27 protein-coding genes and 1 pseudogene are annotated in these 24055 nt (G+C 68.5%); 16 read left to right on the plus strand and 12 right to left on the minus strand.

What is annotated here, in order from left to right; translation table 11 throughout:
• Nucleotides 1-64: 64 nt before the first annotated feature.
• The 6 genes from H4W80_RS60045 (at nt 65) to H4W80_RS02335 (ending at nt 3641) form a co-directional block, all read left to right on the plus strand.
• Nucleotides 65-433: a transposase gene (locus H4W80_RS60045; RefSeq protein ID WP_225963197.1), complete on the plus strand. Its 369-nt coding sequence runs from the start codon at nt 65-67 to the stop codon at nt 431-433.
• Between the two features lie 143 nt (nt 434-576).
• On the plus strand, nt 577-1506 hold the full coding sequence (locus tag H4W80_RS02315; RefSeq protein ID WP_192783532.1) for an alpha/beta hydrolase: 930 nt from the start codon (nt 577-579) through the stop codon (nt 1504-1506).
• Nucleotides 1507-1540: 34 nt separating this feature from the next.
• Nucleotides 1541-1996: a GbsR/MarR family transcriptional regulator gene (locus H4W80_RS02320; RefSeq protein WP_192783533.1), complete on the plus strand. Its 456-nt coding sequence runs from the start codon at nt 1541-1543 to the stop codon at nt 1994-1996.
• Nucleotides 1997-2006: 10 nt separating this feature from the next.
• Entirely contained in the window at nt 2007-2819 is an 813-nt protein-coding gene (locus tag H4W80_RS02325) for a class I SAM-dependent methyltransferase (protein ID WP_192783534.1), read from the plus strand.
• Nucleotides 2820-2941: 122 nt separating this feature from the next.
• Nucleotides 2942-3214: a hypothetical protein gene (locus tag H4W80_RS02330; protein ID WP_192783535.1), complete on the plus strand. Its 273-nt coding sequence runs from the start codon at nt 2942-2944 to the stop codon at nt 3212-3214.
• 88 nt (nt 3215-3302) lie between these two features.
• Nucleotides 3303-3641: a TetR/AcrR family transcriptional regulator gene (locus H4W80_RS02335; protein ID WP_318787599.1), complete on the plus strand. Its 339-nt coding sequence runs from the start codon at nt 3303-3305 to the stop codon at nt 3639-3641.
• Nucleotides 3642-3654: 13 nt separating this feature from the next.
• On the opposite strand, the gene H4W80_RS02340 is transcribed toward H4W80_RS02335, so the two are convergent.
• The 3 genes from H4W80_RS02340 to H4W80_RS02350 are packed head-to-tail and all read right to left on the minus strand — an operon-like array spanning nt 3655 to nt 6357.
• Complete coding sequence (locus H4W80_RS02340; RefSeq protein WP_192783536.1) at nt 3655-4086, minus strand: RidA family protein; 432 nt, start codon at nt 4084-4086, stop codon at nt 3655-3657.
• A 31-nt stretch (nt 4087-4117) separates the two neighbouring features.
• Nucleotides 4118-5239 (minus strand): M24 family metallopeptidase, encoded by a 1122-nt coding sequence (locus H4W80_RS02345; RefSeq protein ID WP_192783537.1) that lies wholly within the window; start codon nt 5237-5239, stop codon nt 4118-4120.
• Nucleotides 5236-6357, minus strand: a complete 1122-nt coding sequence (locus H4W80_RS02350) for an aminotransferase class V-fold PLP-dependent enzyme (protein WP_192783538.1) — start codon at nt 6355-6357, stop codon at nt 5236-5238. Before H4W80_RS02350 ends, H4W80_RS02345 begins: the two co-directional genes overlap by 4 nt.
• A 225-nt stretch (nt 6358-6582) precedes the next feature.
• On the opposite strand from H4W80_RS02350, the gene H4W80_RS02355 reads away from it, so the two are divergent.
• A complete protein-coding gene (locus H4W80_RS02355) occupies nt 6583-7404 on the plus strand; it encodes an IclR family transcriptional regulator (RefSeq protein WP_192783539.1) in 822 nt (273 codons plus the stop codon).
• 4 nt (nt 7405-7408) lie between these two features.
• Here the strand turns inward: H4W80_RS02355 and H4W80_RS02360 are convergent, their stop codons facing one another.
• The 4 genes from H4W80_RS02360 to H4W80_RS64330 are packed head-to-tail and all read right to left on the minus strand — an operon-like array spanning nt 7409 to nt 10309.
• Nucleotides 7409-8194 carry an SDR family NAD(P)-dependent oxidoreductase gene (locus H4W80_RS02360; protein WP_225963198.1) on the minus strand — a complete coding sequence of 262 codons (786 nt, stop codon included), beginning with the start codon at nt 8192-8194 and terminating at the stop codon, nt 7409-7411.
• Nucleotides 8191-9177, minus strand: a complete 987-nt coding sequence (locus tag H4W80_RS02365) for an alpha-ketoacid dehydrogenase subunit beta (protein WP_192783540.1) — start codon at nt 9175-9177, stop codon at nt 8191-8193. Before H4W80_RS02365 ends, H4W80_RS02360 begins: the two co-directional genes overlap by 4 nt.
• The gene (locus tag H4W80_RS02370; RefSeq protein ID WP_192783541.1) at nt 9170-10132 is read right to left on the minus strand and encodes a thiamine pyrophosphate-dependent dehydrogenase E1 component subunit alpha; all 963 of its coding nucleotides are present in this window, start codon (nt 10130-10132) and stop codon (nt 9170-9172) included. The genes H4W80_RS02365 and H4W80_RS02370 overlap by 8 nt, the downstream gene beginning before the upstream one ends.
• Nucleotides 10133-10171: 39 nt before the next feature.
• Entirely contained in the window at nt 10172-10309 is a 138-nt protein-coding gene (locus H4W80_RS64330; protein ID WP_420540601.1) for a pentapeptide repeat-containing protein, read from the minus strand.
• Here H4W80_RS64330 and H4W80_RS64335 point away from each other — a divergent pair.
• Nucleotides 10278-10358 (plus strand): annotated as a pseudogene (locus tag H4W80_RS64335) (hypothetical protein); the annotation flags it as partial. The gene H4W80_RS64330 and the pseudogene H4W80_RS64335 sit on opposite strands and share 32 nt — an antisense overlap.
• Here H4W80_RS64335 and H4W80_RS63320 read toward each other — a convergent pair.
• Nucleotides 10321-10992, minus strand: coding sequence for an ABC transporter ATP-binding protein (locus tag H4W80_RS63320; RefSeq protein ID WP_192783543.1), 672 nt, complete (start codon nt 10990-10992; stop codon nt 10321-10323). The pseudogene H4W80_RS64335 and the gene H4W80_RS63320 sit on opposite strands and share 38 nt — an antisense overlap.
• 9 nt (nt 10993-11001) lie before the next feature.
• Between H4W80_RS63320 and H4W80_RS60065 the strand changes: the two genes are divergently transcribed.
• On the plus strand, nt 11002-11508 hold the full coding sequence (locus tag H4W80_RS60065; RefSeq protein WP_225966521.1) for a hypothetical protein: 507 nt from the start codon (nt 11002-11004) through the stop codon (nt 11506-11508).
• A gap of 209 nt (nt 11509-11717) precedes the next feature.
• Entirely contained in the window at nt 11718-13556 is a 1839-nt protein-coding gene (locus H4W80_RS02390; protein WP_192783544.1) for a cellulose binding domain-containing protein, read from the plus strand.
• Between the two features lie 183 nt (nt 13557-13739).
• Here H4W80_RS02390 and H4W80_RS02395 read toward each other — a convergent pair whose 3' ends face one another.
• A complete protein-coding gene (locus tag H4W80_RS02395) occupies nt 13740-14225 on the minus strand; it encodes a hypothetical protein (RefSeq protein ID WP_192783545.1) in 486 nt (161 codons plus the stop codon).
• A 797-nt stretch (nt 14226-15022) separates the two neighbouring features.
• Between H4W80_RS02395 and H4W80_RS02400 the strand changes: the two genes are divergently transcribed.
• The gene (locus H4W80_RS02400) at nt 15023-15961 is read left to right on the plus strand and encodes a hypothetical protein (protein WP_225963200.1); all 939 of its coding nucleotides are present in this window, start codon (nt 15023-15025) and stop codon (nt 15959-15961) included.
• Between the two features lie 27 nt (nt 15962-15988).
• Here H4W80_RS02400 and H4W80_RS02405 read toward each other — a convergent pair whose 3' ends face one another.
• From H4W80_RS02405 to H4W80_RS02415, 3 genes are all read right to left on the minus strand, one after another.
• Nucleotides 15989-16810: an alpha/beta fold hydrolase gene (locus H4W80_RS02405; protein ID WP_192783546.1), complete on the minus strand. Its 822-nt coding sequence runs from the start codon at nt 16808-16810 to the stop codon at nt 15989-15991.
• A 19-nt stretch (nt 16811-16829) separates the two neighbouring features.
• A complete protein-coding gene (locus H4W80_RS02410; RefSeq protein ID WP_185074998.1) occupies nt 16830-17399 on the minus strand; it encodes a DJ-1/PfpI family protein in 570 nt (189 codons plus the stop codon).
• 87 nt (nt 17400-17486) lie between these two features.
• Nucleotides 17487-18230 carry a GntR family transcriptional regulator gene (locus H4W80_RS02415; RefSeq protein ID WP_192783547.1) on the minus strand — a complete coding sequence of 248 codons (744 nt, stop codon included), beginning with the start codon at nt 18228-18230 and terminating at the stop codon, nt 17487-17489.
• Between the two features lie 459 nt (nt 18231-18689).
• Between H4W80_RS02415 and H4W80_RS02420 the strand changes: the two genes are divergently transcribed.
• From H4W80_RS02420 to H4W80_RS02440, 5 genes are read left to right on the plus strand one after another with little or no spacing between them, the layout of a single operon-like run.
• Nucleotides 18690-20036 (plus strand): extracellular solute-binding protein, encoded by a 1347-nt coding sequence (locus H4W80_RS02420; protein WP_225963201.1) that lies wholly within the window; start codon nt 18690-18692, stop codon nt 20034-20036.
• On the plus strand, nt 20033-20983 hold the full coding sequence (locus tag H4W80_RS02425) for a carbohydrate ABC transporter permease (protein WP_318786669.1): 951 nt from the start codon (nt 20033-20035) through the stop codon (nt 20981-20983). Before H4W80_RS02420 ends, H4W80_RS02425 begins: the two co-directional genes overlap by 4 nt.
• Nucleotides 20983-21894, plus strand: a complete 912-nt coding sequence (locus tag H4W80_RS02430) for a carbohydrate ABC transporter permease (protein ID WP_192783549.1) — start codon at nt 20983-20985, stop codon at nt 21892-21894. Before H4W80_RS02425 ends, H4W80_RS02430 begins: the two co-directional genes overlap by 1 nt.
• Nucleotides 21894-22961 (plus strand): ABC transporter ATP-binding protein, encoded by a 1068-nt coding sequence (locus H4W80_RS02435; RefSeq protein WP_192783550.1) that lies wholly within the window; start codon nt 21894-21896, stop codon nt 22959-22961. Before H4W80_RS02430 ends, H4W80_RS02435 begins: the two co-directional genes overlap by 1 nt.
• Nucleotides 22961-24037 carry an ABC transporter ATP-binding protein gene (locus H4W80_RS02440; RefSeq protein ID WP_192783551.1) on the plus strand — a complete coding sequence of 359 codons (1077 nt, stop codon included), beginning with the start codon at nt 22961-22963 and terminating at the stop codon, nt 24035-24037. Before H4W80_RS02435 ends, H4W80_RS02440 begins: the two co-directional genes overlap by 1 nt.
• The last annotated feature ends 18 nt before the right edge of the window (nt 24038-24055 follow it).

Here is a 24055-nt window from a genome sequence, read left to right on the forward strand (position 1 = left end):
CCGTGTGGTCCATCCACCTGCTCGTTCTGCGGTTGGTCCGGGAGAACCCCTCCGGGCGCGCTTCTTGATCCACGACCGGGACGGGAAGTTCCCGGCCCCGACGGAGGAGCTCCTCGCCGACGTCGGCATCCAAACCGTGCTCACCGGTATCCGGATGCCGCGGATGAACGCGGTCATGGAGCGATGGGTGCAGTCGTGCCGTCGAGAGCTCCTGGATCGATGCCTGCTCTGGAACGAGCGCCATCTGCGGCATGCCTTGCGCGAGTATGAGGAGTTCTACAACCGGCACCGGGCCCATCAAGCCCTGGACCAGGCGGCTCCACTCCGCGCCGTCCCCGATCCGATCACTGATCCAGCCGGAATCGTCGACCTGAAGGTACGCCGACGAGATCGGCTCGGCGGAGTACTCCACCAATACTCACATGCTGCTTGAGCTGGATGGATGAGGTTTTCGGCAGGCGCAGACCCGCCGAGTAGCGGCCGCCAGCACCCTTCTTGGCGTGGTGCTCAGGATTGACGACGCTAGTTGTTTCAGTCATTATTGAAATACCTAGTCATCTAGCCATGGAGTGAACCATGGAACACGTCACCTTCAACAGCCTCGGCACCCGCTGCGCGGGCGATCTGTACCTCCCCGAGACGAGCGAGCCCGTTCCCGGGTTGGTGCTCGGGCACAGTGGGGTGATGGTGAAGGAGGCGCTGGCCTTCTTCGCGCCGTACTTCGTCGAAGCCGGGTTCGCGGTGCTGGCCATCGACTACCGCACGGTCGGCTCCAGCGAGGGAGAGCCGCGCGGCCAGGACTACCCGGAGCGGCAGGTGGAGGACTTCCGCAGCGCCGTGTCCTATCTGCAGACCCGCCCCGAGATCCAGCCCGATCGCATCGGGGTGTGGGGCGTCAGCATCGGCGGCTCGGTGGCCGCCCAGGCCGCCGTGCTCGACCGGCGCATCAAGTGCGTGGTGGTGCAGAGCCCCAGCGTGTGGAACGGATGGCGCTACCTGGAGCGGCTCCAGGGCCGCGCCGCTGTCCACGCGCTCCGCGAGCGGCTCCAGCAGGACTGGCAGCAGCGTTACGAAGGCGGGCAGAGCGCCCGCGTGCCGCACCTGACGCTGGACCACGACACCGTGAAGGACACCCCGGACATGTCGACCCGCCTGTTTCCCACTTACCGCAACGAGAAGACCCTTGACTCGGCCGAGCACCTGCTCACCTTCGCGCCGGAAGACATCATCCACCGGCTCGCCCCGACGCCGCTGCTGATGATCGCCAACGGCGGCTGGGACCCGTACCACATGCTCGAGGAGGCGCAGAGCGCCTTCGACAAGGCGGGCGAGCCCAAGCGGCTCGTGGTGCTTCCCTACGACGTGCTTGGCCTCTACACCGGCCCAGGCCTGGAAGAGGCGATGGCGCTCGCGATCGACTGGTTCGACCTTCACCTCCGGGAGACCCGGCTCGCGGACGTCACCCCGACCCCCACCTACGAGTCGGTCGCCGCCATGACACAGTGAACCGGCGCACGATCAACCACGGAAGGACACGACGATGAGCACTGAGGAGCAGCGGGACCGCCTGCTTCGATGGGTGGAGCGGGTGGCCGCCTTCTGCGTCGAGGAGTGGGGGCTGCCGCCCATCACCGGACGCATCCTCGGATGGCTCATGATCTGCGATCCGGCCGAGCAGTCCGCCGGCCAGATCGCGGAGTCGATCCAGGCCAGCCGGGCCTCGCTCACCTCGAACATGCGGTTCCTCACGACCATCGGCCTGGTCAGGAAGGTGAGAAGGCCCGGTGACCGCACCGGGTACTACCGCATCGAGGACGACGCCTGGCAGAAGGTCATCCAGCGCAAGCTCGAAAGCCTGAGCGCGTTCGGCGAGATCGCCGACGAAGGGCTCGGCATCGCGGGCGGCGAGGGACACCGCGCCGAACGCATCAAGGCCGCCCACGACTCCCTGGCGTGGCTGCAGGACCTCGCAGCCCGCCATCCGCTACGCCACTAAGGAAGACTCCATGTCCCGTTGGCAACCCCGTCTCGGGCTGATCCAGGAAACGCTGCTACTCACCCTCTACGCCAGAGCTCTGGACGCCAGGCTGCCCAGCCCGATTCTGGGTGACACGCTCTCCGCCGACCTGGCCGACAGGATCGACTACGACTTCGGCAAGCTGAAGCTCAAGCCCAACCTCGTCCTCACCACGGCATTGCGCGCCAAGAAGCTGGACGACGTCGTCCGGGCCTTCACCGCCGCTCATCCCGGCTGCGTGGTGCTCGACCTGGGCTGCGGCCTGGACACCAGGATGCTTCGCTGCGACCTCCCGCCGGGCGTCGACTGGTACGACGTCGACTTCCCGGAAGTGGTGAAGCTGCGGTCCGAATGCCTGCCCGACGGCTCCCACCTGGTCGGAGCCGACCTCACCACCTCCGGCTGGCTGAAGGCCGTCCCCGGCGACCGGCCCGCGATGATCGTCGCCGAGGGGCTGCTCCCGTTCATGCCCGGGGACTCCTTCCAGCGGATGACCCGCGAACTGGCCGGCCGATTCCCTTCGGGTGAGCTCGCGCTCAACGGCTACACGCGATTCGCCGCCTGGGCCATGAAGTATCACCCGACCATCAAGGCGCTCGGCATCAAGGCCGCCCAGGGGTTCGACGATCCGCACGAGCCGGAGTCCTGGGGTGCCGGCCTCGAACTGGTCGAGGAGCAGATCCTCACCCACGCGCCGGAAGTGGCACAGTTCCCGCAACCGCTTCGCGCGCTGACGCGTCTCACCGCCCCCAGTACGGCCCTGTCGCGGCAAGGGGCGCGCATTCTCCGCTATCGGTTCTGACTCCGGGCCGATCCCCGTGTTCCCGCTGCCGACCTCGGGCAAGGGTCTGGACTCGGCCACGCGGGCTCTTCGCGGCACCACCGAGGCGCTGAGGAACCGCCGCCCGCCACGACCCCGGCTCGGTGGCGGGCCTGTGGAGCCTGAGCAAGGTGCTGTTCGGGTTCAACCAGGTCTTCCTGGCGATGGCGCTGCTCGGCTTCTCCGCCGCCGGTGCCGGCGCGGGTCTCATCCCCGCCTGGCACATGTGGCTCGGGTACGTGAGCGCCGCACTGCTGTTCGTCTCGTCCCTGGTCAGTCCCTACAACGCGGAAGGGGCCAACCGCCTCGGGCCGGTCGGCCTGATCGGATGGCTCGGCTGGATCGCGACCTACAGCGTCACCCTGCTGCTCCTGTAGATTCGGTACGAGGCATGAGTACAGAGGGGAGCCGGCGCCGCTACGACTCGCTGCGCCGTACGGCGCAGGCGATGGGACCCGGGCCGAGATCGCCCAGGCCGCACGCCGTCTCTTCGTCACTCAAGGGTGGACGGCGACGACCGTACGCGATGTGGCACGCGAGGCGGGCGTCTCCGTGCTGACGGTCTACTCGGTGTACGGCAACAAGGCGGCCTGCCCCGTGCCCTGGCCGATGCCGCCGGCTTGTCGGCCGACCCCGCGCGGCAACTCTCCGAACTGGAGGCGGCGGACGCGACGCCCCGGCGACATCTACGCGGGTCTGTGCAACATCGACGTCTACACCACCCTCACCACCGAACGCGGCTGGTCACCCGACCGGGTCGAGCAGTGGTGGGGCGACATACTGGCCCGCGAGCTCCTGAACTGACCTCCGCGGCCCCTCAAGGATCCCGGCGTGCCCCGGGCATGTCACGTACCGCGATGACGGCCTCGATCTCCACGGTGAGCTCCGGGGCGGCGAGTGCGGCGACGACGGCCAGGGAGTGCGCCGGGACGTCGCCGCCGGGATACCACTCGGCGAAAACATCGTCCCTGGCGGCGCGGAAGCCGGGCAGATGCTCGGTGCCCGATACGAAGGTCAGCAGTTTCACCACATCGTCCGGCGTCGCCCCGAACTCGTCGAGTACGGACCGCAGGTTGGCGAACACCTGCCGGGTCTGCGACAGGGCGTCCGGGCCCGCGAGCGAGCCGTCCCGCAGATTCCCCACCTGCCCTGAGACGAACACCAGCGTGGTGTTCGCGGGCACCGTGGCCACGTGGCTGTAGCTGCCGATGGGTGCCGGCACTCCGGCAGGGTTCCAGCGCTTGGGCATTTCACTCACCTCATTTGATCTGTGCTCAGGTTCATGCCCACACCGCGTCGGGGACGAGCTCGTGCGCTCCGTCCTCGGCGATGACGACCGGGCCGCCGATCATCGCCGACTCGCCGCCGGGTCGGCGGACCGCCACGTGGACGGCGACGACGGCGCCCGCGGCGATGGTGCGGTCCGTCTCGTGGAGCAGGCGCGGATGCTCGGGGGTGTCGCAGCCCAGGCCGTGGCCGAAGTCGTACTCCTTGAACTCGAGCAGCCCGTGCTCGTCGAGGACGGCGTCGCCCGCCGCGACCACCGCCGTGACGGCGCGGCCGGGACGCAGGGCGTCGATCAGTGCCGCGCGTGCCGCACGTACGGCGCCGACCGCCCGGAGGTCCACGGGGCGCGGCATGGCAGGCAGGAGGGTGGTGTTGACGTGCATGAACGCGCCGGAGGCATACAGACTGACCTCCAGGCCGACCTGCTGGTCCCGGCCGACCGTGACACCGGACGCCTCGGTGATGACAGCACCGTCGCCGATGCCGACCAGGCACAGGCAGCGCAGCGCTCCCGCGGCGCGGGCCGCCGCCTCGACTCGCGCGGCGATCTCGTAGTCCCGTTCGCCGACGACCGCCGTGTCTCCTGCGGCGCGCAGCGCCAGGTCTCCGATAGGGGCGGCGTGGGTGAGCAGCCGCAGCTCAGGCTCGGTCTTGCGCTCGCGGGTCTCCATCGCCCACGCCGCCAGGTCGACATGCCGGATCAGCCTGCTCGCCAGCCCGTCCAGGAGGGCGGGGGGCCGCTCGTCGATGACGAGGTCGCCGGCCAGCAGGCCGATCCGGTCGATCCCCTCGGGCACCAGGTCGAGCGGGGACGACATCGGCATGGTGTTCAGGCCGTACCGGCGGGCGCGCTCGACCTCGAAGGGGAACTCCACGCCCAGGGCGGGCGGGCCGTCCACGGGCAGCCACAGTGCGGCGCTGTTGGAGATGAAGCCCGGCGCGTAGCCGGTCAGCCAGGTGACGGCCGACCGTCTGGGGGAGTACACGAGCGCCCCCTGGACATCCAGCCGAAGGAGGTGCTCCCGCAGTTGGGTGCGTCTGGCGGTGCTCGCCACCACCGCGGTGTCGTCAATGGTTCCGGGGGTGAAGGCCGCTGTCATGAGGTCTTCTGTCATGGGGTCCTCGCACCTTCCAGCGCGTTCGCGGCTCGTTCGACGTCGGAGCTGTTGTTGAAATAGTGGAAACCCACCCGCAGCCGGTCACCGAGCAGGGTCGCGCGGACGCCGTCTCGTGCCAGGCGGACCCGGACCGCGTCCGGATCGGTGACGCGAACCACCGCGATATGGCTCTGGGAGCTGGGCAGGGGGATGCCGGCCTTCGTCTCGGCCACGTGAGCCCGGAAGTCGGCGGCCAGCTTTAGGCAATGGCGCTCGACCTGCTCGGCGTCGAGGTCGAGCAGGAGGTTCAGCGCGGGCAGCGCGCCGACCCAGGAAAGCCAGGCGGGCGAGGTGTCGCAGCGTGCCGCACTGTCGGCGCGGACGTACGGCCCGCCGAAGAACGCGTGGGGTGGCGCGGTGGACTTCCAGTTCGGTAGCAGGGGCACCAGTTCGTCGATGCGCTCGGGCGCCGTAACCAGCCAGGCGGCCCCCCGCGGGCACAACATCCACTTGTAGCCGTGCACGGCGAGGTAGTCCGGACGTACCCGCTCCATGTCGAGGTGGAGCGCGCCGAGCGACTGAGTCGCGTCGACGAACAGGCGGGCGCCCACGCCGTCGGTGGCCTGGCGCAGCGCCGGCAGGTCGGCGCGGTGGCCGTCGATCGACAGCACGTCGCTGATGGCGAGCAGGACGGTGCGCGTGTCGAGCGCGGCCACGAGGTCCTCGGTACGGGTGTGGCCGTCCCTGGGCGGCACCAGCACCACCTCGTGTCCCGCGGCCTCCAGTTGCAACCAGGGGAAGAGGTTGCTCCGGAACTCCTGGGCCGGCACCACGATCCGTCCGGGCGGCAACGACCCGGCGACGGTCGCGGCGGCCTCGGCGGTCGAGCCCATCACGGCGATCCGTTCCCCGGCCTGTCCCTCGGCGATGCCCAGCAACCGGGCCACAGCCGTCTTGCTCGCGACGGGGGCGTGATCCCATTCCCGCCAGTCGAGCTCGCCGTAGAGCCACGAGTCCAGGGCCGTCTGCAGCGCGTGCGCGACGCCGAGAGCGGCGGGCGGACTCGCCGGCGTGTCGAGCCAGACGTGGCGTTGCAAAGCGGGGAAGTGTGACCGGAACTGCTCGGAGCTGAGCATGTGATCCTTCCTCGGCAGATGTGTCGGTGGTCGGCAGCATGACCCCCGCCGAGCGCATCGGCTCAGGGAAACGCTCGCACTTTTCGCTATAGTCGAAAACTTGCTTCGGATAGTCCTGTGACCTGCCGATTCGCTGCATAGCGTACGGTCATGGGCGCCGACCGCGAGGACCCGTCGACAGGGGCCTCCTGACGCCCTCCGCGTCACCAGTCCTGGGAGCCCAGCATGACCCACACAGCCCCGCCCCGGCCCGCGATCGAGGACAACGAGGACGGCAGCCTGCAGACCTTGCTGCGCGGTCTGGACGTGTTGCAGGCCGTCGCCCACCTGGGCGGCCAGGCCACGGCCAAGAGCCTCAGCCGACAGCTCGACCTCAGCCTCGGCCGCTGCTACCACATCCTGCGCACGCTCAAGGCGGGCGGTTACATCGTGCGACTCCCCGGTGGGCGAGTCGACATCGGCCCGCACGGCGCCTCCCTCGGCCGGCAACTCGGTGCCAGGTTCGAGCCACTTCCCGAGTTGTTCGCCGTCCTGGCCAGGCTGCACGCCCGGACGCGGGAGACCTCCTACGTCAGTGGCTGGCATCACGGCGTCATCACCCTGTTGCAGTTCATCGCCGGTGAGCAGGCGCTCGGCGTGGGCGGCCTCGACGTCGGCTACACCGGCGACCTGCACGCCCGCGCCTCCTGCAAGGCGGTGCTGGCGCACCTGCCGCGCGGGCAGATCGACATCATGTTCCGCGGGGTCGAACTCCGGCGGTTGACCGCGCACACCCACAGCGACGTCGACAGCCTGACCGTCGAGCTCAGCAACATCCGCCGGCAGGGCTTCGCACTGGACCTGGAGGAGTTCAGCGAAGGAATCTGCTGCGCCTCCGCGGCCTATTTCGATCATGATGGTGCCCCGGCGGGCTCGTACACGGTGTCGGTGCCCGTCACGCGGTTCAGAACCACTCAACGTGAGCTGATCGCCGCGGTACAGGAGGCCGCCGCCATCGCGACGAACCTCCTGCGCGGTCATCACCCCGCCGTGCCCGGCCGCGACTGATCGGCTACCGCGCCGGCGTATGGTCGTGTAAGGCCACGCCCGGCTTCAGCCGGCGGAAACCGGCGCTTTCTCCGCCGTCCACCGCGATGGCCACGCCGTTGACGTAGCCGGCCCCGTCACTCAGCAGCCAGGCGACCACGTCGGCGACCTCTTCCGGCCGGCCGAGCCGCCCCGCGGGAATCTGCGCCGCGACGGCCGTGCGCAGGTCGTCGTCGGTCTGCACCCTCGCCATCATCCGGGTGGCGATCTGTCCGGGGCACACGGCATCGAAGCGGATCACCTCGCCGTGCTCCAGGGCGAGCGACCTGGTCAAAGCGATGATTCCGGCCTTGGTCGAGCTGTAGGCCGACAGGTCCTCGGCCCCGACGAGACCGGCCACGGAGGCCACGCTCACCACCGAGCCACGCCCGGCCGTGAGCCCGGCCAGGCAGGCATGCGTGAAGGAGAAGACGCTGTGCAGGTTGACGACGTCGAGCCGCCGCCAGGTCGTCTCGTCGCTGTCGGCGAACCGTACCCGGGCGGTCTGGCCGGCGTTGTTCACCAGAGCGTGGAGCCGTCCCCTGCCGATCTCCAGGGCTGTGCCGGCGACTCGATCGATGTCCTGGCGTACGCGCACGTCACAGGCGACGAACTCGGCACGCGGGATCTCCGCCGTCACTCTGACCCCGGCCTCGGCGTCCGTGTCGGCCACGACGACGGTGAACCCGTCATCGGAGAGCCGTCGCACGCACGCCAGCCCGATGCCGTTGGCGCCGCCGGTGACGACGGCCACCCGGGCGCCGCCGGTCATGCGGCGACCCCGGGCGCACACACCGACAGCAGTTGCCGGACCACCGCGTCACGGCTGGGAATCGCGGCCTGTTGCAACCCTGGAGCAGCGGGGATCCGCAGGTCATCGGTGGCGATCCGGAGCGGCGGCGCCGACAACGGCATGCCACGCTCCACCACCCGCGCGATGACCTCCGCACCGAAGCCGCCGGTCAGGTTCGCCTCGTGGACCACGGCCAGCCGGCCGGTACGCGAGACGCTCTCCGCGACGGTGTCGGTGTCGAAGGGGTTGAGCCAACGGGCGTCGATCACTTCGACGCTGACGCCGGAACCCTCCAGGACCTGGGCGGCCTCCAGCACGGTGTGCAGCATCGGCCCCCAGGTCACCACGGAGATGTCGGAGCCCGTACGGTGGATACGCGCGCCGCCGACGGGCGCCCGCGGCCTGTCCTGCTCGACGGTGCCCTTGACCGAGTGGTAGAGCGCCCGGCTCTCGATGACGACGACCGGGTCGTCGCACGCGATCGCGGTCAGCAGCAGGTCATAGGCGTCCTGCGGGGTGGCGGGCAGGCATACCCGCAGGCCGGGGATGTGCGCGAACAGGGCCTCGACGTTCTGTGAGTGCTGGGCGCAGGAGCCGGGTGTCGCGCCCTGCTGGGTGCGTACGGTCATCGGCGCCGTCAACCGGCCTCTGGAGACGTACCGGACGTTGGCCGCCTGGTTGATCAACTGGTCGAAGGCGACGAACGCGAAGTCCGCCCACATGATCTCCACGATGGGCCGCAGCCCCATAATGGCGGCGCCCACGGCCCCGCCGAGGATGGCGGACTCGGAGATCGGCGTGTCGAAGACGCGCTCGCCGAACTCCCTGCGCAGACGGCGGGTCACGCCGTGGACCCCGCCGGGGAGGGCGACGTCCTCGCCGAACAGCACGGTGCTCGAGTCCTCGACGAGGGCGCGGCGCAGCGCGGCGTTGACGGCCTGGGCATAGGTGATCTCATCCATAGACGTGCTCCTTCACAGCAGAGGGGTCGGCAGGCGGCGCGGCGAGGGCCGTGGCCGCCGCCGTCTCGATCTCGGCGCGAACCCGGGTCTCGATCCCGGTGAGCTCCGTGTCGCTGACACCCGCCGCGCGCAGGGCGGCCGTCAGGACGACGATCGGCTCGGTAGTCCGGGCGAGTTCCACCTCGTCGCGCGGCCGGTACACCTGGGCGTCGCCGATGTAGTGGCCGACCAGGCGCTGAGTGTGCGCCTCGATGAGGACAGGCCCTCGGCCGGACCGGCAGGTGTCCACGGCCTCGGCGACCGCCCGCCGGACGGCGTCGACATCGTTGCCGTCCACCCGGGTTCCCGGCATGCCGTACGCGGCGGACCGCGTGACCAGGTCGGCGTCCCTGACCATCGCGGCGATCGGCGTGAGTTCGGAGTACCGGTTGTTCTCCACGAGGAAGACGACCGACAGGTCGAAGGCGCTGGCCATGTTCATGGCCTCGTGGACGGCGCCCTGGTTCATCGCCCCATCGCCGAACACGGTCAGCGCGACCCGGCCGGAACCGTCGTACCTGGCGGCGAGCGCGGCGCCGACGGCGATGGGGCCGCCCGCTCCCACGATCGAGTTCTCGCCGTAGAAACCGTGGTCGGGATCCGACAGGTACGCCGAGCCGGCCCGCCCGCCGTTGGTGCCTGTCTCCCGGCCCAGCAGTTCGGCGAACAGCGCCGCCGGACCAGCGCCGCAGGCCAGTGCCCAGCCGTGGCCTCGGTAGGTGGCGAAGACGGCGTCACGGGTCAGGTCGAGTGCGGCGCAGGCCCCGACCGGTATGGCCTCCTGCCCGATGCACAGATGAACCGATCCGGCGATCTGCTCCTCGACCCGCAATCGGGTGACGGTCTCTTCGAAGCATCGGATCCGCCACAGGCCGGCCAGATCCGCCAGTGCGGTTTCGCTAGAGGAATGGGACAACTCGTCCGCCTTTCATGGGAGTCGTAGCGGCGCTGTCGATCACAATCGGCGCCGCAGGAACGAGGGACGTGGACCGCCTCGGCTCAAGCAGGCTCGGCTCAAGCAGGCTCGGCTCAAGCAGGCTCGGCTCAAGCAGGCTCGGCTCAAGCAGGCTCGGCTCAAGCAGGCTCGGCTCAAGCAGGCTCGGCTCAAGCAGGCTCGGCTCGAGCGGGCTCAGCGAGGGTGACGCCGGACGGCTCCGTCACCGGCGCGCCGTGCGCGGGGACGACCACGCCGTCCGCCACGCGCCACCACACGGTGAGCAGGTCGCCGGGCCTGGCAGTAGACTCGCCGCCGGCCGGTTCCCGGGCGCTTCCGGTCGTCCCGGCATCGGTCCGGAACGTCACCCTCCGCGAGGCGCCCTGGTAGACGATGCCGGTGACCGTGGCGGTCATCGCGTTCACGCCGTGCTCGACCGGCACGCCGTCCACCGACAGACGGGTCCGCTCGGGACGCACCACGTCGGCGCCGTCAGTCCCAACGAGCTCTGCGCCGTCGTCGTCGGTCCGCAACTCATGGCCTTCGCCGACGAGTGACAATCCCCCGTGCCATTGACCGATCGTCCCGGTGAACACGTTGGACTCTCCGAGAAACTCGGCGACGAACAGCGAGGACGGGCGTGCGTACAGCTCCTTCGGCGTGCCTGCCTGCGCGATCCTGCCGCGGTCGAAGACCGCGATCCGGTCGGACAGGGCGAGCGCTTCCTCCTGGTCGTGAGTGACGAACACGAAGATGATGCCGAGCTCGCGGTGTATGCGGGCGATCTCCCCCTGGAGTTGCTCACGCAGCTTCTTGTCCAACGCGCCCAGCGGCTCGTCCATGAGGAGAACGTGCGGCTCGAAGACGACCGCGCGGGCCAGCGCCACCCGCTGCGGTTGTCGCCGATGGGTGATCGGGACAAGGACGTCGAGATTCTCGCCCTTCGTCACCAGATCGCCGTTCTCGAACGGCAACTCGGCGTCGGCGCCCGGGCGCGGTTCGCGCCCGAGGATCGAGCGTTCCTCGCGGCCCTCCTGGCACCGCTACCCCGTGATGTCCTGCGTCGCCTGCGACTCCTCGTCCGGCCCGATACCGTCATCCCCGGGCGTCACGTCCTCGATGCGGGCCTGAATCCTCCACACGTCGCAGAAGGCCGACGAGCCGAGCCCGCTTTTTGGTTCAGGAGCTTTGGAAGCAGCGCGGCCAAGGGCAGGGAAGGGTTGAATTCGGCCCCATGGCTTTCTGGGAGCCTTGCCCTGAAACTTTCAATATGTTTCCAGGCTGAACGACGCGATACGTGCCAGCAAAACGGCATGGGAGCGCTGCCCGTCACGTCAGAGGAGCGAGCCGCGCCTTGACGGATCCGCATGCCTCGTATTTGCTCCGTCGCACCACCACCCATCGGCAGGAACGGGCGCGGAAAAGCGATGTGAAGGATGACACGGTTTTTCCGTCATGCCCTTCAACCACGCCAGTTCCGCACGGATGAGAGGACCGATCCAGCTCATGTTAACGCTAACCGACGCCCCGGCACCGTCCCTCCGGCGGTGCCACAGGCAGGTGAGTGATGATGCGGCGTAAATCCGTCCTCGCCGCTGTCATCGCGGCGGTGCTTCTCGCGGTGGCCACCGGTGGTACGGCGCTGAGCAGCAGTGAAACCACGTCACGCGCGGCGAGCGCCGCCGCCGCGACGGCAGGATGCGGCAAGACTCCAACACTCAGAAGTGGCACGCAGTCGATCCAGAGCGGCGGCCGGACTCGCTCCTTCATCCTGAGAATTCCCGACAACTACAACAACACCAACCCCTACCGGTTGATCTTCGGGTTCCACTGGAACGGCGGCACCGCCAACGACGTCGACTCGGGCGGCACCAGCGGATTCACCTGGTCTTACTACGGGCTCAGGCAACTGGCGAACAACACTGCGATCTTCGTCGCCCCCCAGGGGCTGAACAACGGCTGGGCCAATTCCGGCGGCGAAGACCTGACCTTCGTCGACGACATGATCAGGCTGATCGAAGCAGACCTGTGCGTCGACACCACGCAGCTGTTCGCCGGAGGCTTCAGCTACGGCGGCGGCATGAGTTACGCCCTGGCCTGCGCCCGGGCGACGGTCTTCCGCGCGGTGGCGGTCTACTCCGGCGCACAGCTCAGCGGATGCAGCGGCGGCACACAGCCCATCGCCTACATCGGGCTCCACGGCCTCAGGGACAACGTACTCAACATCTCGCTGGGCCGGTCGCTGCGCGACACGTTCGTCAGGAACAACGGGTGCACTCCCCAAAATCCGCCCGAGCCGGCACAGGGCAGCCTGACGCACGTCGTCACCGCCTACTCGGGATGCCGATCCGGATACCCGGTCGTGTGGGCGGCGTTCGACGGGGGTCACACCCCTGGTCCAGTGGACGGGTCCACCGCTGACGACGGCGCACGTACCTGGACCAAGGCAGTGGTGTGGAACTTCTTCAGTCAGTTCCAGAGCACGAACGACACCACTCCGCCGACCTCTCCGGGCACTCCCGCCGTCTCCAACGTGACCGCCACCAGCGCCACCCTGACCTGGACGGCATCCACCGACCAGGGCGGCTCCGGCCTGGCGGGTTACAACGTCTACCGGGAGCAGGGCGCCACCGACCCGCTGCTCGGCCAGTCCACCACCAACTCGATCACCCTGACCGGGCTGACCGCCGACACCGAATACCAGGTCTACGTACGAGCACGCGACGGCGCGGGCAACCTGTCGGCCAACTCCGCGTTCGTCACGTTCACCACGACCTCCACCGGCGGCGACACCACGCCACCCACCGCCCCGGGCGGGCTGGCGGCCTCCGGCACCACCGCCGGCGGCACCAATCTGTCCTGGGCCGCTTCCACTGACGACGTGGGGGTCGCCGGCTATGACATCCTGCGCGCACCCGGGGCCACCGGCGGCACCTTCGCCCAGGTCGGCACCTCGGCCACGACCTCGTACAGCGACACGGGCCTGACCCCGAGCACCACCTACCGTTACCAGGTCCGCGCGCGGGACGCCGCCGGCAACCTCTCGCCGGTGTCCAACACCGTCCAGGTCACCACCAGCGGCACCACCACCGGAGCCTGCTCGGCGACGCCGACCGTGCAGACCCAGTGGGGCACCGGCTATGTGGTCCAGCCGCTGACCATCACCAATACCAGTACCTCGACGATCACCAATTGGACGGTCACGTTCACGCTCCCGGCCGGGCACACGCTGACCGGCTCGTGGAACGCCACCGTCACCACCAGCGGGCAGACCGTCACGGCCAAGAGCGTGAGCCATAACGGCACGTTGGCCCCCGGAGCCAGCACCACCAGCTTCGGCTTCCAGGCCAGCCGCCCCGACGGCAACACGGCCCTGCCATCCGGATACACCTGCACCAGCGCGTAACCTCGCGACCGGATATCGGCCCAGCCCTCGGCGAACCTCTCGGTGGGGCTGGGCCGCACCCGTTCTTCCCAGCCGCGTCGCGACGTTCAGCGAACAGCGCGTCGACCTCGGAGCGGTATCCGTACCCGCATGCGAGAAGGCCACCCGCGGTGAAAGCGGACGGCCTTCTGGGAGGCAGGAGCCTCAGCTGTAGGAGTAGGACTGCGCGCTGCAGCCGGTGATGTAGGGCCCGGGGTAGACCTGCTGGGTGGAGCAGCCCCAGGTGGCGGTCAGGGTCGTGGCCGAGGAGGGAATGCTGATCGCCGGTCCGTTGGTCCAGCCGACCTGGTCATACTGGTGACCGCCGCTGCAGATGGCCGACACGCTCACCGAGGTGCTGCCGCCGGGCAGGCTGATCGTGAACGACCACGTGTGGTTCGCCGGGTTCGCGACCATCGAGCTGTACGGCATGGTCACGCCGTACGAAGGAGGCGCGGAGCCGGCCGAGACGTACGAGGCGTACCAGTCGCGGGTGTCGCCGGAGTAGTTGACGTTGAGGCAGTCCACCGTGGCGTTGAGCGTCAGGGTTGAGGCGGCGGCGGGATGCTGCATGGTCACGACCATCGCGGCGGTGGTGGCCAGCATCACGCCGACCGCCAGTGCCCGGCGGATCAGGTTGCCAGCGATCATGGGGTTCCCTTTCTTCGCGCCGTTGACTGTGGAGATTTCGCCAGAGTTGCCGGCCTCGCCGTCCGCCAGGGTCGCCGCCCTGATCGGGGTGAGGCGGACGCGCACGTCGGTGAGGCCGGTCGGGTGTCGGGGGCAGGTACGGGTGATGGCGATCGGCGTGGTGGCCACAATGGGAGAAGCCGGGCGCTCCGCCCGTCGAGGCCGGCGAATCCGTATCCCATGACGTGGTGGTCGCCGAGCACGCACGACACCATGGTGCTTTTATCGGCGTAAGCCACATTGTTCTGTGAAAAGATTTCCCATCTCTCCCTGCCGGTCGCAATCCAGAGCGCGCGGGCCGCGCGCCCGAGACGCCGCGGGACATGCCTTCTCGGGGGGAGGATCACACAATGGCCACGGACTGGACAGCCCCATATAAAGGACCGCTCTCCGAAACAAGCGGTTAATCGCGGTTTCCGTACGGCCCGTAAAAGGGCGACGATCTCGCCCCACGGATCAACAGGCTGGTCGCAGACCATGTGACGCCGTGCGATGTGGCGGTCGTACCCGCGTCATCACAGTCGTCCGCGCGGCGGTGTTAGTGAAACTTTCCACACGGGGACGCCTGGCGGCGAGCTGTCGAAGCTCGCCGTCCGAGAGATAGTGAACGCCGCGGGGATCGACCCGCACGGCGCGAACGGATCCGTCTGGCCCTGCGCCTGCCGATAATTTCATCCCTCCAGGTCACGGCCTTGCAGGGCTTCTCTTGTAGGCAGGCTTCGACTCCAGAGGGAGCCAGTGCGGCAGGATGACCGGTCGTGCTCCTTCGCCTGGCCTATCTTGCTGTCACGAACACCTTCGCAGTGCTGCGGTTGCTGCCGATGGGAGATCGGGACAAGGATGTGGAGATTCTCGCCCTGCGTCACCAGATCACTATCCTCGAACGGCGACTCGGCGACGGCGCTAGGGTGAGGTTTGCGCCCGAGGATCGAGCCTTCCTCGCCGCCCTCCTGGCACCGTTGCCCCGTGACGTCTTGCGTCGCGTGCGACTCCTCGTCCGGCCCGATACCGTCATGCGGTGGCACCGCGATCTGGTGAAACTGCGTCATGCTGGTGCCTGCGTGCCGGAACGGCGCGGGCGCCCGCGAACCGTCCGTTCCATCCGTGCCCTCGTCCTGTGCCTGGTCCGGGAGAATCCGTCTTGGGGCTACAGGAGGGTGCACGGAGAGCTCGCCACGCTCCGCATCACGGTTGCGGCGTCCACGATCTGGGAGATCCTCAAGAGGGAAGGCGTTGATCCGGCATCCGAGCGGGCGTCCACGACCTGGGCCGACTTTCTGCGCTCCCCAACTGACGCGCTGCCGGCCTGCGACTTCATCGAGACCGTCACCCTTGACGGGCGGCGTCAGTACATCCTGGCCGTCATCGAGCACGCCACCAGATGCGTCCGCGTCCTCGGCACCACGGCCCATCCGACCGCGAGTTGGGTCGCCCAGGCCGTCAGGAACCTGGTAGTGGATCTGGAGGACGCCGGTCGCCGTGCCCGCTACCTGATCCGTGACCGGGGCGGGAAGTTCCCGGCGCTCATGGACGAGATCCTCGCACATGTCGGCATCGAGACCGTTCTCACCGGTATCCGGATGCCGCGAATGAACGCGATCATGGAGCGGTGGGTGCGGTCGTGCCGCCGCGAGCTGCTTGACCGCTGCCTGCTCTGGAACGAACGCCACCTGCGGTATGGCCTGCGTGAGTACTGACTTGAACCCACGGCCCACGGATATGAGTCAGGGACCTCGTTCCCGGCCGAGGAAGCACGTCAGGAGTCGCCTGAAGTCGTGCGGGTGTTCGAGCGCCGGCACGTGCCCGCATCGGCCGAGCACGTGCAGACGGACATCGGCCAGGTGCTCGAGCAGGGGCAGGGCTGCCGTCCCGAGCGGGGTGACCCGGTCCTCGGCACCGTGGACGAGCAGCACGGGCGCGCGCACCCCTGCCAGCGTTCGCGCCGAGAGGGTGAGGTCGTCGGCCCAGCGTGCCCTGGGAGGAGGGAACAACGACGCGAATGCGGCCGCCCCCGCCCGCATCGCGGCCGCACGGGCGGCGACGGTCGACTCGGTCACGAGCGCCTGGTCGAGGACGAGGCGACTCAACATGTCTCGTGCCCCGGGCGGGTCGGCAGGGGCGGCCCAGATCGCGTCGAGCTCGGCGGACAGCGGCGCCCCGGGGGCGCCCATCGTCGAGACCGCCACGACATGGGTGACCTGCCTGGGACGCGCGGCCGCCAACGCCAGCGCCACGGCGCCGCCCATGGAGTGGCCCACCACGGCGTAGTGCTCGGCACCGAGAGCATCCATCAGGCCCGCGGCCTGCTCCGTCCACAGCCGGAGCCCGCCCCTGGAGCCGGCCGGGATCGGTGTACGGCCGAACCCCGCCTGGTCAGGAGCCACCAGGTGCCAGGACGCGCCCAGCGCCTGTGCCGTCGTTGCCCAGGCGCCGGATCCGGTCGTACCGGGTCCGGAGCCGTGCAGCATCAGCACCGCGGGCCCGGTGCCGCTCTCCAGGACGTGGACGGGGGAGCCGTCGACTGTGACGGTCCGAGATGCCGTCACCGGGACGGGCCAGGTGCGCTCATGCCGATGCGGAGTTGATGGACTTCGAGAAGACCTCCATCATCGCCCTGCCGAATTTCGGCATGTCCGGCCACCCCCTGCAGGAGACGAGGTTGCCGTCCACCACGTCGGGAGCGTCGATGACCGTCGCGCCCGCGTTCTCCATGTCACCGGTGATGGGCGGGAAGCACGCCGTCTTCCGGCCCTTCAGCAGCCCGTACACAGCCGGCACCTGCGCGCCGTGGCACACCAGCGCGATCGGGAGGTTGCGCGCGAAGAAGTGCTCGGTGATGCGCCTGACGTCGGCGTCAACCCGGATCCACTCGGGGGCACGTCCACCGGGGATGATGAGGGCGTCATAGCGCTCGACGTCGACCTCGGCCCAGGGCACGTCAACCGGCAACTTCCGGCCGTTCTTCTCCACGTAGGCGTCGGAGTTGGGGTCGAACTCGTGGATGACCAGCTGAACGTCACGCATCGTCCGTGACGAGACGTCAACGTCCCAGCCGCCCTCCTGTACGCGATAGTAGGGATACATGGTGTCGAGCTCCTCGGCGGCGTCGCCGGTCAGGAGCAGCGCTCTGGGCACCTGCTTCTCCTCGCATCTGGGGCGGGTGAGGCGGATCCAATCCGATCCGATCGGGTTGACTTAGCATTCCCCGGCCCGGTCCGCCCGTCAAGCCTCTACCACCATTCCGTCCGCGCCCTTGGCCTCGTCGAACAATCGCCGGAACCGCTCGCCGGACCGCAGGATGTGCCGGCGCATGGCGTAGGCCGCGGCGTCGGGGTCACGCGCGGCGATCGCGGTCAGGACTTCTTCGTGCTCGGCCATGGCCAGGTGAGTGACCTGGGTGTCGTGGAGAAGCCGGAACAGGTGCACGTGCGTGTGCAGGCGGGCGAGCGCTTCGCGGATGACCTGGTTCTCCGCGCTCAGGGCGACGAGATCGTGAAAAGCGGCGTCGCGCAGCCCGAAGGCGCCATAGGCCATGAGCCCGCCGCCCCCCTCCAGCTCCGCCATCTCCTCCAGCAGCCGCCGCAGACCGGCCACCTGCTGCAAGGATGCGCGTTCGGCGGATCTGCGCGCCGCCGCCGGCTCGAGGAGCAGGCGGACCTCGAGCATGTCCTCGAATCGGTGACGGGTGATCTGGGGGGGAATGCGATAGCCGGCGTGAGGCACACGCACGACCAGGCCCTCGGCCTCCATCCGGTTCAGAGCGTCTCGGATCGGCGTCTGCGAGACCCCCAGCTCTCGCGCCAGGGCGTCGATCGTGACGCGGGAGCCCGGCTCGATCCGCAGCGACATCATCTGTCCGAGCAGCGTGTCGTACACCTCGTCGGCAAGCCGGCCGCGAGATCTTCCCGGCGGGATTCCGCCCGTCATGGCCCCACGGCGCCGCGCGATCATCGCTTCGTCGTCCATCGTGACGTGAGGTCCTTTCTTGCGTCTTCGGGAACCTGCTGGCATCGGTCGCAGCATTGTGGGATGTTGACGCTCCCACTCGGATCGTATAGGAAAGGTGGCGGACGCCAGCCATCCTTCACCCATCGGGGAATCGCCCGCCATCGCTCCGCTTCGATCAGTTGGAGCTCTTATGAGCATGCTCGACGTCCTATTCGGTTCGCCATCGGGCCGCACCAGGACCGAAGGACTTCCCGACTGCTTGAAGCCCCATGAAGTCGCGGCGTACTCGTGACGCCGGTCTGCTGATCAGCCCCTGCGACAGCCGGCAACACGCCTGACCAACCCAGCAACTGCTCGGCGACGCACGCGGCAAGGCTCCAGAAATCCCCCCAGAAAGCAGGCAAGAAGATGCGGTATCCAAAGCGAACAGGACGATTGTCGGTTACCGGTCGAAAGGCGCGGCTGGCTACGGCGGCCATGTTAGTGGCCACGACCGTGGCGGCTTGCGGCGGTCAGGACGGCAGCGCCCCCAAGGCGCCGGCGACCATCCCGGAGCTCACCAAGGATCCGCTGACCCTCAGCTTCATCTGGTTCGACTGGCCCCCCGCCCACGCGCTGGAAGCCTTCGCGAACGCGGAGTACACCAAGGGGCGGCCGAACGTGACCATCAAGGTCAAGACCGTGCCGAACGCGAACTGGCACGACGCGATGTTCACCCAGTTCGCCGCACACAAGACCGACTTCGACATCCCGATCCTGGACTCGCAACACATCGGCGAGGCCGTGACGAACGGCAACATCCTCGACATCACCGACTTCGTCAAGAAGAACATCGACGTCAAGGCCTACAACCCGTACCTTCTGGCGGCCTACGGCCAGTTCCCCCAGGCGGAGACCGGGAAGCGCGACGAAAACGCCAGCCTGTACGGACTGCCGCTGCTCGGCGACACCTGGACGATGATCTACCGCAAGGACCTGATCGGCGACAAGCCACCGCAGACCTGGGATCAGATGATCTCGGTCGCCGAGAAGTGCCAGGCGGACAACCCTGGCGTCAGCGGGCTGGCCTTCCACCAGGCCAACGGCTCCGACGCCGCGGCCGTAACCTACAACACGGTCAACGGCGTCTACGGCGGCAACCTCTGGGACCCCAAGACGCGCAAGATCGACGGCGTCCTCAACGACGCTGCGGGCCAGGAGGCGATGGACGTCCTGGTCAACAAGATGAAGCCGCTGACCGCCAAGGGCTCCGGCAACTGGTTCATCGACGAGGTGAACGCGGCGGTCGCCCAGGGCAAGGCCTGCATCGCGTTCAACTGGATCGCCGCGAGCGGCGGCCTGCTCGACCCGAAGCAGTCGACGCTCGGCACCACGCGGGAGCAGATTCTCGACAAGCTGGGCTTCGCCACCCTGCCGAGCCAGAAGACGAACCTGGTGCCTCTCGGCGGTATGGGGATGCACGTGTCGGCCTACGCGCCCGAGGCGAACCAGGCGGAGGCCCTGAACTTCATGAAGTGGTTCGAGCAGGGTGATATCCAGAAGAAGTGGGCCGCGGCTGGTGGCGTGCCATCGCGTACGGACGCCCTGGAGTCGCCCGAGTTCCTCAACGCCCAGCCGTTCAACCAGGTGTACACCGACTCGGTTCCGCGGATGCGGGATATGTGGAACGTGCCCGAGTACGCACGCCTCGTCGACATCGAGAACACCAACGTGAACGCGGCTCTCAACGGCGCGAAGGCGCCGAAGGACGCGCTCGACGACATCGCCAAGCAGCAGCAGGGCGTGCTCAACGCCAGCAGTGGCAAGGGCGGCGGCGGACTGTGAGTGACTCCGCCCCTCTGACGACCGACCACCCCGGGCAGGCGGCGTCCGCGACGCCGCCCGCACCGGGCCGGTCCCGCCGCTTGAGCGACCGCGGGCTCGCCGTGGCCTTCACCTCTCCCGCGCTGCTGCTGTTGCTCGCCATGTCGGTGTTCCCGTTGCTGTGGGCGTTGTACCTGTCCTTCACCGACTACTCGGCCACTCGCGGGGGGCCCGCCCAGTTCCTCTGGTTCGAGAACTACACCGCCATCCTGACTTCGCCGCAGGTCCACCAGAGGGCCCTGACGACGTTGATCTACGTGGTCGGCGCGGTCGCCCTGCAGACCGTGCTCGGTTTCGCCATCGCCTACCTGATCTCACGGCGCACGCACGGACGAGGACTGCTGACCACCCTGTTTCTGGTTCCGATGATGCTGTCGCCGGTCGTGGTCGGGCTGTTCTGGCGATTCATGCTCGACGCGCAATTCGGCGTGATCAACAGCATGCTCGGCTCGCTCGGCCTGGGGCAGGTGGAGTGGCTCACCCGGCAGCGAACGGCACTGATCTCCCTCATCCTGGTCGACACCTGGCAATGGACGCCGTTCATCATGCTCATCGCACTCGCGGGCCTCACCGCGGTGCCCAAGTACTTGTACGAGGCCGCCTCGATCGATCGGGCGTCCGAGTGGTTCCAGTTCCGCACCATCACTCTTCCGCTGGTGTGGCCGCTGCTTCTCATCGCCGTGTTGTTCAGGGCCATCGAGGCCTTCCGGCTGTTCGACCTCGTCTACATCCTCACCAGCGGAGGCCCGGGGGTCTCCACCGAGACGTTGTCGTTCCACGTCTACAAGGTCGCGTTCCTGGGCTTCAACACCGGAACCGCCTCGGCGTACGGGATCCTCATGGTCCTCATCGTCATCGTCCTCACGCAGCTCTACCTGCGCTACTTGAACAAGCTCAAGGAGGACTGATGGCCCTCTCCGTCGACGAGGCCGTGTCCACAGGTCCTGCCCGGGATCACACGCCCCCCTCGCGCCGCTTCGGCGGCCGGGGCCGCGCCGTGCTGGAGGTCGCGCTGCTGACCGTGCTGGCCATCGTGATGCTCTTCCCGGTGCTGTGGATGATCGAGACGTCCATCAAGGAGAACCGGGACGTCTACGCCATCCCGGCCAAGTTCTTCGACTTCAAGGTCACCATGGAGCATTTCAAGGACGTGTTCGTCGCCTCCGGCGGCGGTCGTTCGACCTTGTCCGCCTCGTTCCTCAACTCCGTCCTGGTCGCCGGGGTCTCCACGGCGCTGGCCACCGTGCTGGGGGTCCCGGCGGCCTGGGCCTACTCGCGCTTCGCCGTGAAGGCCAAGAAGGACCAGCTGTTCTTCATCCTGTCCACCCGCTTCATGCCGCCCGTGGTGGTCGTGATTCCGATCTTCCTCATGTACCGCCAAGTCGGGCTCATCGACACCAAGCTCGGCCTGATCCTCATCTACACCGCCTTCAACGTCCCGTTCACGATCTGGATGATGAAGGGGTTCGTCGACGAGGTGCCCGCGGAGTACGAGGACGCCGCCATGCTCGACGGCTACACCCGCTTGCAGGCGTTCTGGCGATTCACCCTTCCCCTGCTCCTGCCCGGCATCGCCGCGACGGCGGTCTTCGCACTCATCTTCTCGTGGAACGAGTTCGTGTTCGCCATCTTCCTCACCTCCAGCGACGACGTGCGGACGGCCCCGCCCGCCATCGCCGGCCTCATCGGCGGAACCACAGTGGACTGGGGTCTCGTGGCCGCCGCCTCCGTGGTGTTCGCCCTGCCGGTGCTCGTCTTCGCCTACCTGGTGCGCAAGCACCTCGTCGCCGGTGTGACGCTCGGGGCGGTGCGACGCTGATGGCGGGCATCGAGGTGAGCGCCCTGCACAAGCGCTACCCGGACGGGACGGTCGCAGTCGATCACGTGGACCTGTCCATCCGCGACGGCGAGCTGTTCGTGATGCTCGGCCCTTCGGGTTGCGGCAAGACGACCACGCTGCGGGCCATAGCCGGCCTGGAAAGGCAGACGACGGGCAACATCCGCATCGGCGACACGCTGGTCAACGACCTGCCGCCCGCCGACCGCGACATCGCCATGGTGTTCCAGTTCTACGCTCTCTACCCGCATCTGAGAACCCGCGACAACCTGGCGTTCCCGCTGCGGGCCGAGGGACTGCCCAAGGCGGAGGTGCGCAAGCGGGTCGACGAGGCCGCCGGGCTGATGCGGCTCGGTCCGCTCCTGGACAGGCGACCGCACCGGCTGTCCGGCGGGGAGCAGCAGCGCGTCGCGCTCGCCCGCGCCCTGGTGCGACGACCGCGCGCATTCCTCATGGACGAACCCCTCACCAATCTGGACGCGGAGCTGAGGGCGGACATGCGCACGGAGATCAAGCACCTGCAGGGGGGACTGGGGACGACGATGGTCTACGTCACTCACGACCAGGTCGAGGCGATGTCGCTCGGTCACAGAATCGCCATCCTCAACAAGGGCCGCGTCGAGCAGATCGGCACGCCGCTGGAAGTCTACGACCGTCCGGCGAGTCTTTTCTGCGCCGCGTTCATCGGCTCCCCGCCGATGAACCTGATCGAGGTGGAGGTGGCCGACGGGAAGCTGCGCAGTCAGGGCGGGCTGGCCCTCACGCCACCGCCGGGCCTGCCGCGCGACCGTCGCCTGCTCGCGGGCGTCCGGCCGGAGGCGCTGGAAGTCACGGAACCAGGGGCGGAACGTTCGGTCCCGGCCCGCGTGGTCTCGGCGGAGTGGCTGGGCGACGAGATCATCTACGTGGTCGACCACGACGGACAGCGCGACGTACGGGTTCGGATGCCACCGACTGTCCGTTTCACCGTTGACGCACCGGTCGGGCTGCGGCACACCGGCGGCCCCCCGCCGGTCTACGACGTGAGCACGGAAGAGCTGGTGGCCTGATGGGAACCGTGGCAGTGCGCGGGCTGTGCAAGTCCTTCGGCAAAGTCCCGGCCCTGGACGGGGTGACGCTGGACATACCGGACGGCTCGTTCTTCGTCGTGCTCGGACCCTCCGGGGCAGGCAAGACAACGACCCTGCGAGCGATCGCCGGCCTTGAGAAGCTTGACGCCGGGTCGGTGCACCTGGACGGGAGGGACGCGACCGGTGACAGCCCGGCCGCACGCGACCTGGCCATGGTCTTCCAGAACTACGCCCTCTACCCGCGACACACGGCGTACGAGAACATCACTTCGCCGCTGCGGGCACGCCGCTGTTCCTCGAGCGAGATCGCCGCTGCCGTCGAGCGGATGTCGAGCCTGCTGCACATCGAACGTCTGCTGCAGCGTCGTCCCGCGCAGTTGTCGGGTGGTGAGATGCAGCGGGTCGCCCTGGCCCGGGCGCTGGTCCGTCACCCGCGCGCGTTCCTCATGGACGAGCCGCTGACGAACCTCGACCTCAAGCTCCGCGTCGAGATGCGCACCGAGCTCACCCGCATCCACCGGAGCCTCGGAGCGACCTTCATCTACGTGACCAACGACCAGGTCGAGGCCTTGTCCATGGCCGACCAGGTCGCGGTCCTCAAGGAGGGAAAGGTGCAACAGGTCGGAACGCCGGCCGAGGTGTACGAGCGTCCAGCCAACCAGTGGGTCGCGGGATTCGTCGGGAGCCCGCCGATCAGCCTGCTCGCCTGCCACGCCCAGGGAGATCGTCTGGTCGGCGCGGAAGGCTGGACGCTGCCGCGGCCCCGCTGGACCATGGCTGAGGACGGTCGTCCGCTGCTGCTGGGCCTGCGCGCGGAGGACCTGTCCGTCGAGCAGCGTGGGGACGCGTCGTTGCCGGGTGAGCTCTACGGCCTTGAGCCGCTCGGTGACCGGACGGTGGTCGACGTCCGGGTGGGGACGGAGATCCTCAAGGTCAAGGCACGAACCACCGTCACCGGTACGCCGGGCGAGCGGCTGCTTGTCACGGTCGACCTGGACCGTGCGCACCTGTTCGATGCGGGCACCGGGCTGGCGCTGTCCGAGGCCGGGAGGTAATCGCGCAGGGCGGCGAGG

This window comes from Nonomuraea angiospora, assembly GCF_014873145.1.
In the GTDB taxonomy this organism is placed as follows: domain Bacteria; phylum Actinomycetota; class Actinomycetes; order Streptosporangiales; family Streptosporangiaceae; genus Nonomuraea; species Nonomuraea angiospora.

Coding starts and splice junctions, on each gene's coding strand:
- H4W80_RS02315 (WP_192783532.1), top strand. CDS start 577: ATGGAACACGTCACCTTCAACAGCCTCGGCACCCGCTGCGCGGGCGAT.
- H4W80_RS02320 (WP_192783533.1), top strand. CDS start 1,541: ATGAGCACTGAGGAGCAGCGGGACCGCCTGCTTCGATGGGTGGAGCGG.
- H4W80_RS02325 (WP_192783534.1), top strand. CDS start 2,007: ATGTCCCGTTGGCAACCCCGTCTCGGGCTGATCCAGGAAACGCTGCTA.
- H4W80_RS02340 (WP_192783536.1), bottom strand. CDS start 4,086: ATGCCCAAGCGCTGGAACCCTGCCGGAGTGCCGGCACCCATCGGCAGC.
- H4W80_RS02345 (WP_192783537.1), bottom strand. CDS start 5,239: ATGACAGAAGACCTCATGACAGCGGCCTTCACCCCCGGAACCATTGAC.
- H4W80_RS02350 (WP_192783538.1), bottom strand. CDS start 6,357: ATGCTCAGCTCCGAGCAGTTCCGGTCACACTTCCCCGCTTTGCAACGC.
- H4W80_RS02355 (WP_192783539.1), top strand. CDS start 6,583: ATGACCCACACAGCCCCGCCCCGGCCCGCGATCGAGGACAACGAGGAC.
- H4W80_RS02360 (WP_225963198.1), bottom strand. CDS start 8,194: ATGACCGGCGGCGCCCGGGTGGCCGTCGTCACCGGCGGCGCCAACGGC.
- H4W80_RS02365 (WP_192783540.1), bottom strand. CDS start 9,177: ATGGATGAGATCACCTATGCCCAGGCCGTCAACGCCGCGCTGCGCCGC.
- H4W80_RS63320 (WP_192783543.1), bottom strand. CDS start 10,992: ATGGACGAGCCGCTGGGCGCGTTGGACAAGAAGCTGCGTGAGCAACTC.
- H4W80_RS02390 (WP_192783544.1), top strand. CDS start 11,718: ATGATGCGGCGTAAATCCGTCCTCGCCGCTGTCATCGCGGCGGTGCTT.
- H4W80_RS02395 (WP_192783545.1), bottom strand. CDS start 14,225: ATGATCGCTGGCAACCTGATCCGCCGGGCACTGGCGGTCGGCGTGATG.
- H4W80_RS02415 (WP_192783547.1), bottom strand. CDS start 18,230: ATGGACGACGAAGCGATGATCGCGCGGCGCCGTGGGGCCATGACGGGC.
- H4W80_RS02420 (WP_225963201.1), top strand. CDS start 18,690: ATGTTAGTGGCCACGACCGTGGCGGCTTGCGGCGGTCAGGACGGCAGC.
- H4W80_RS02430 (WP_192783549.1), top strand. CDS start 20,983: ATGGCCCTCTCCGTCGACGAGGCCGTGTCCACAGGTCCTGCCCGGGAT.
- H4W80_RS02435 (WP_192783550.1), top strand. CDS start 21,894: ATGGCGGGCATCGAGGTGAGCGCCCTGCACAAGCGCTACCCGGACGGG.
- H4W80_RS02440 (WP_192783551.1), top strand. CDS start 22,961: ATGGGAACCGTGGCAGTGCGCGGGCTGTGCAAGTCCTTCGGCAAAGTC.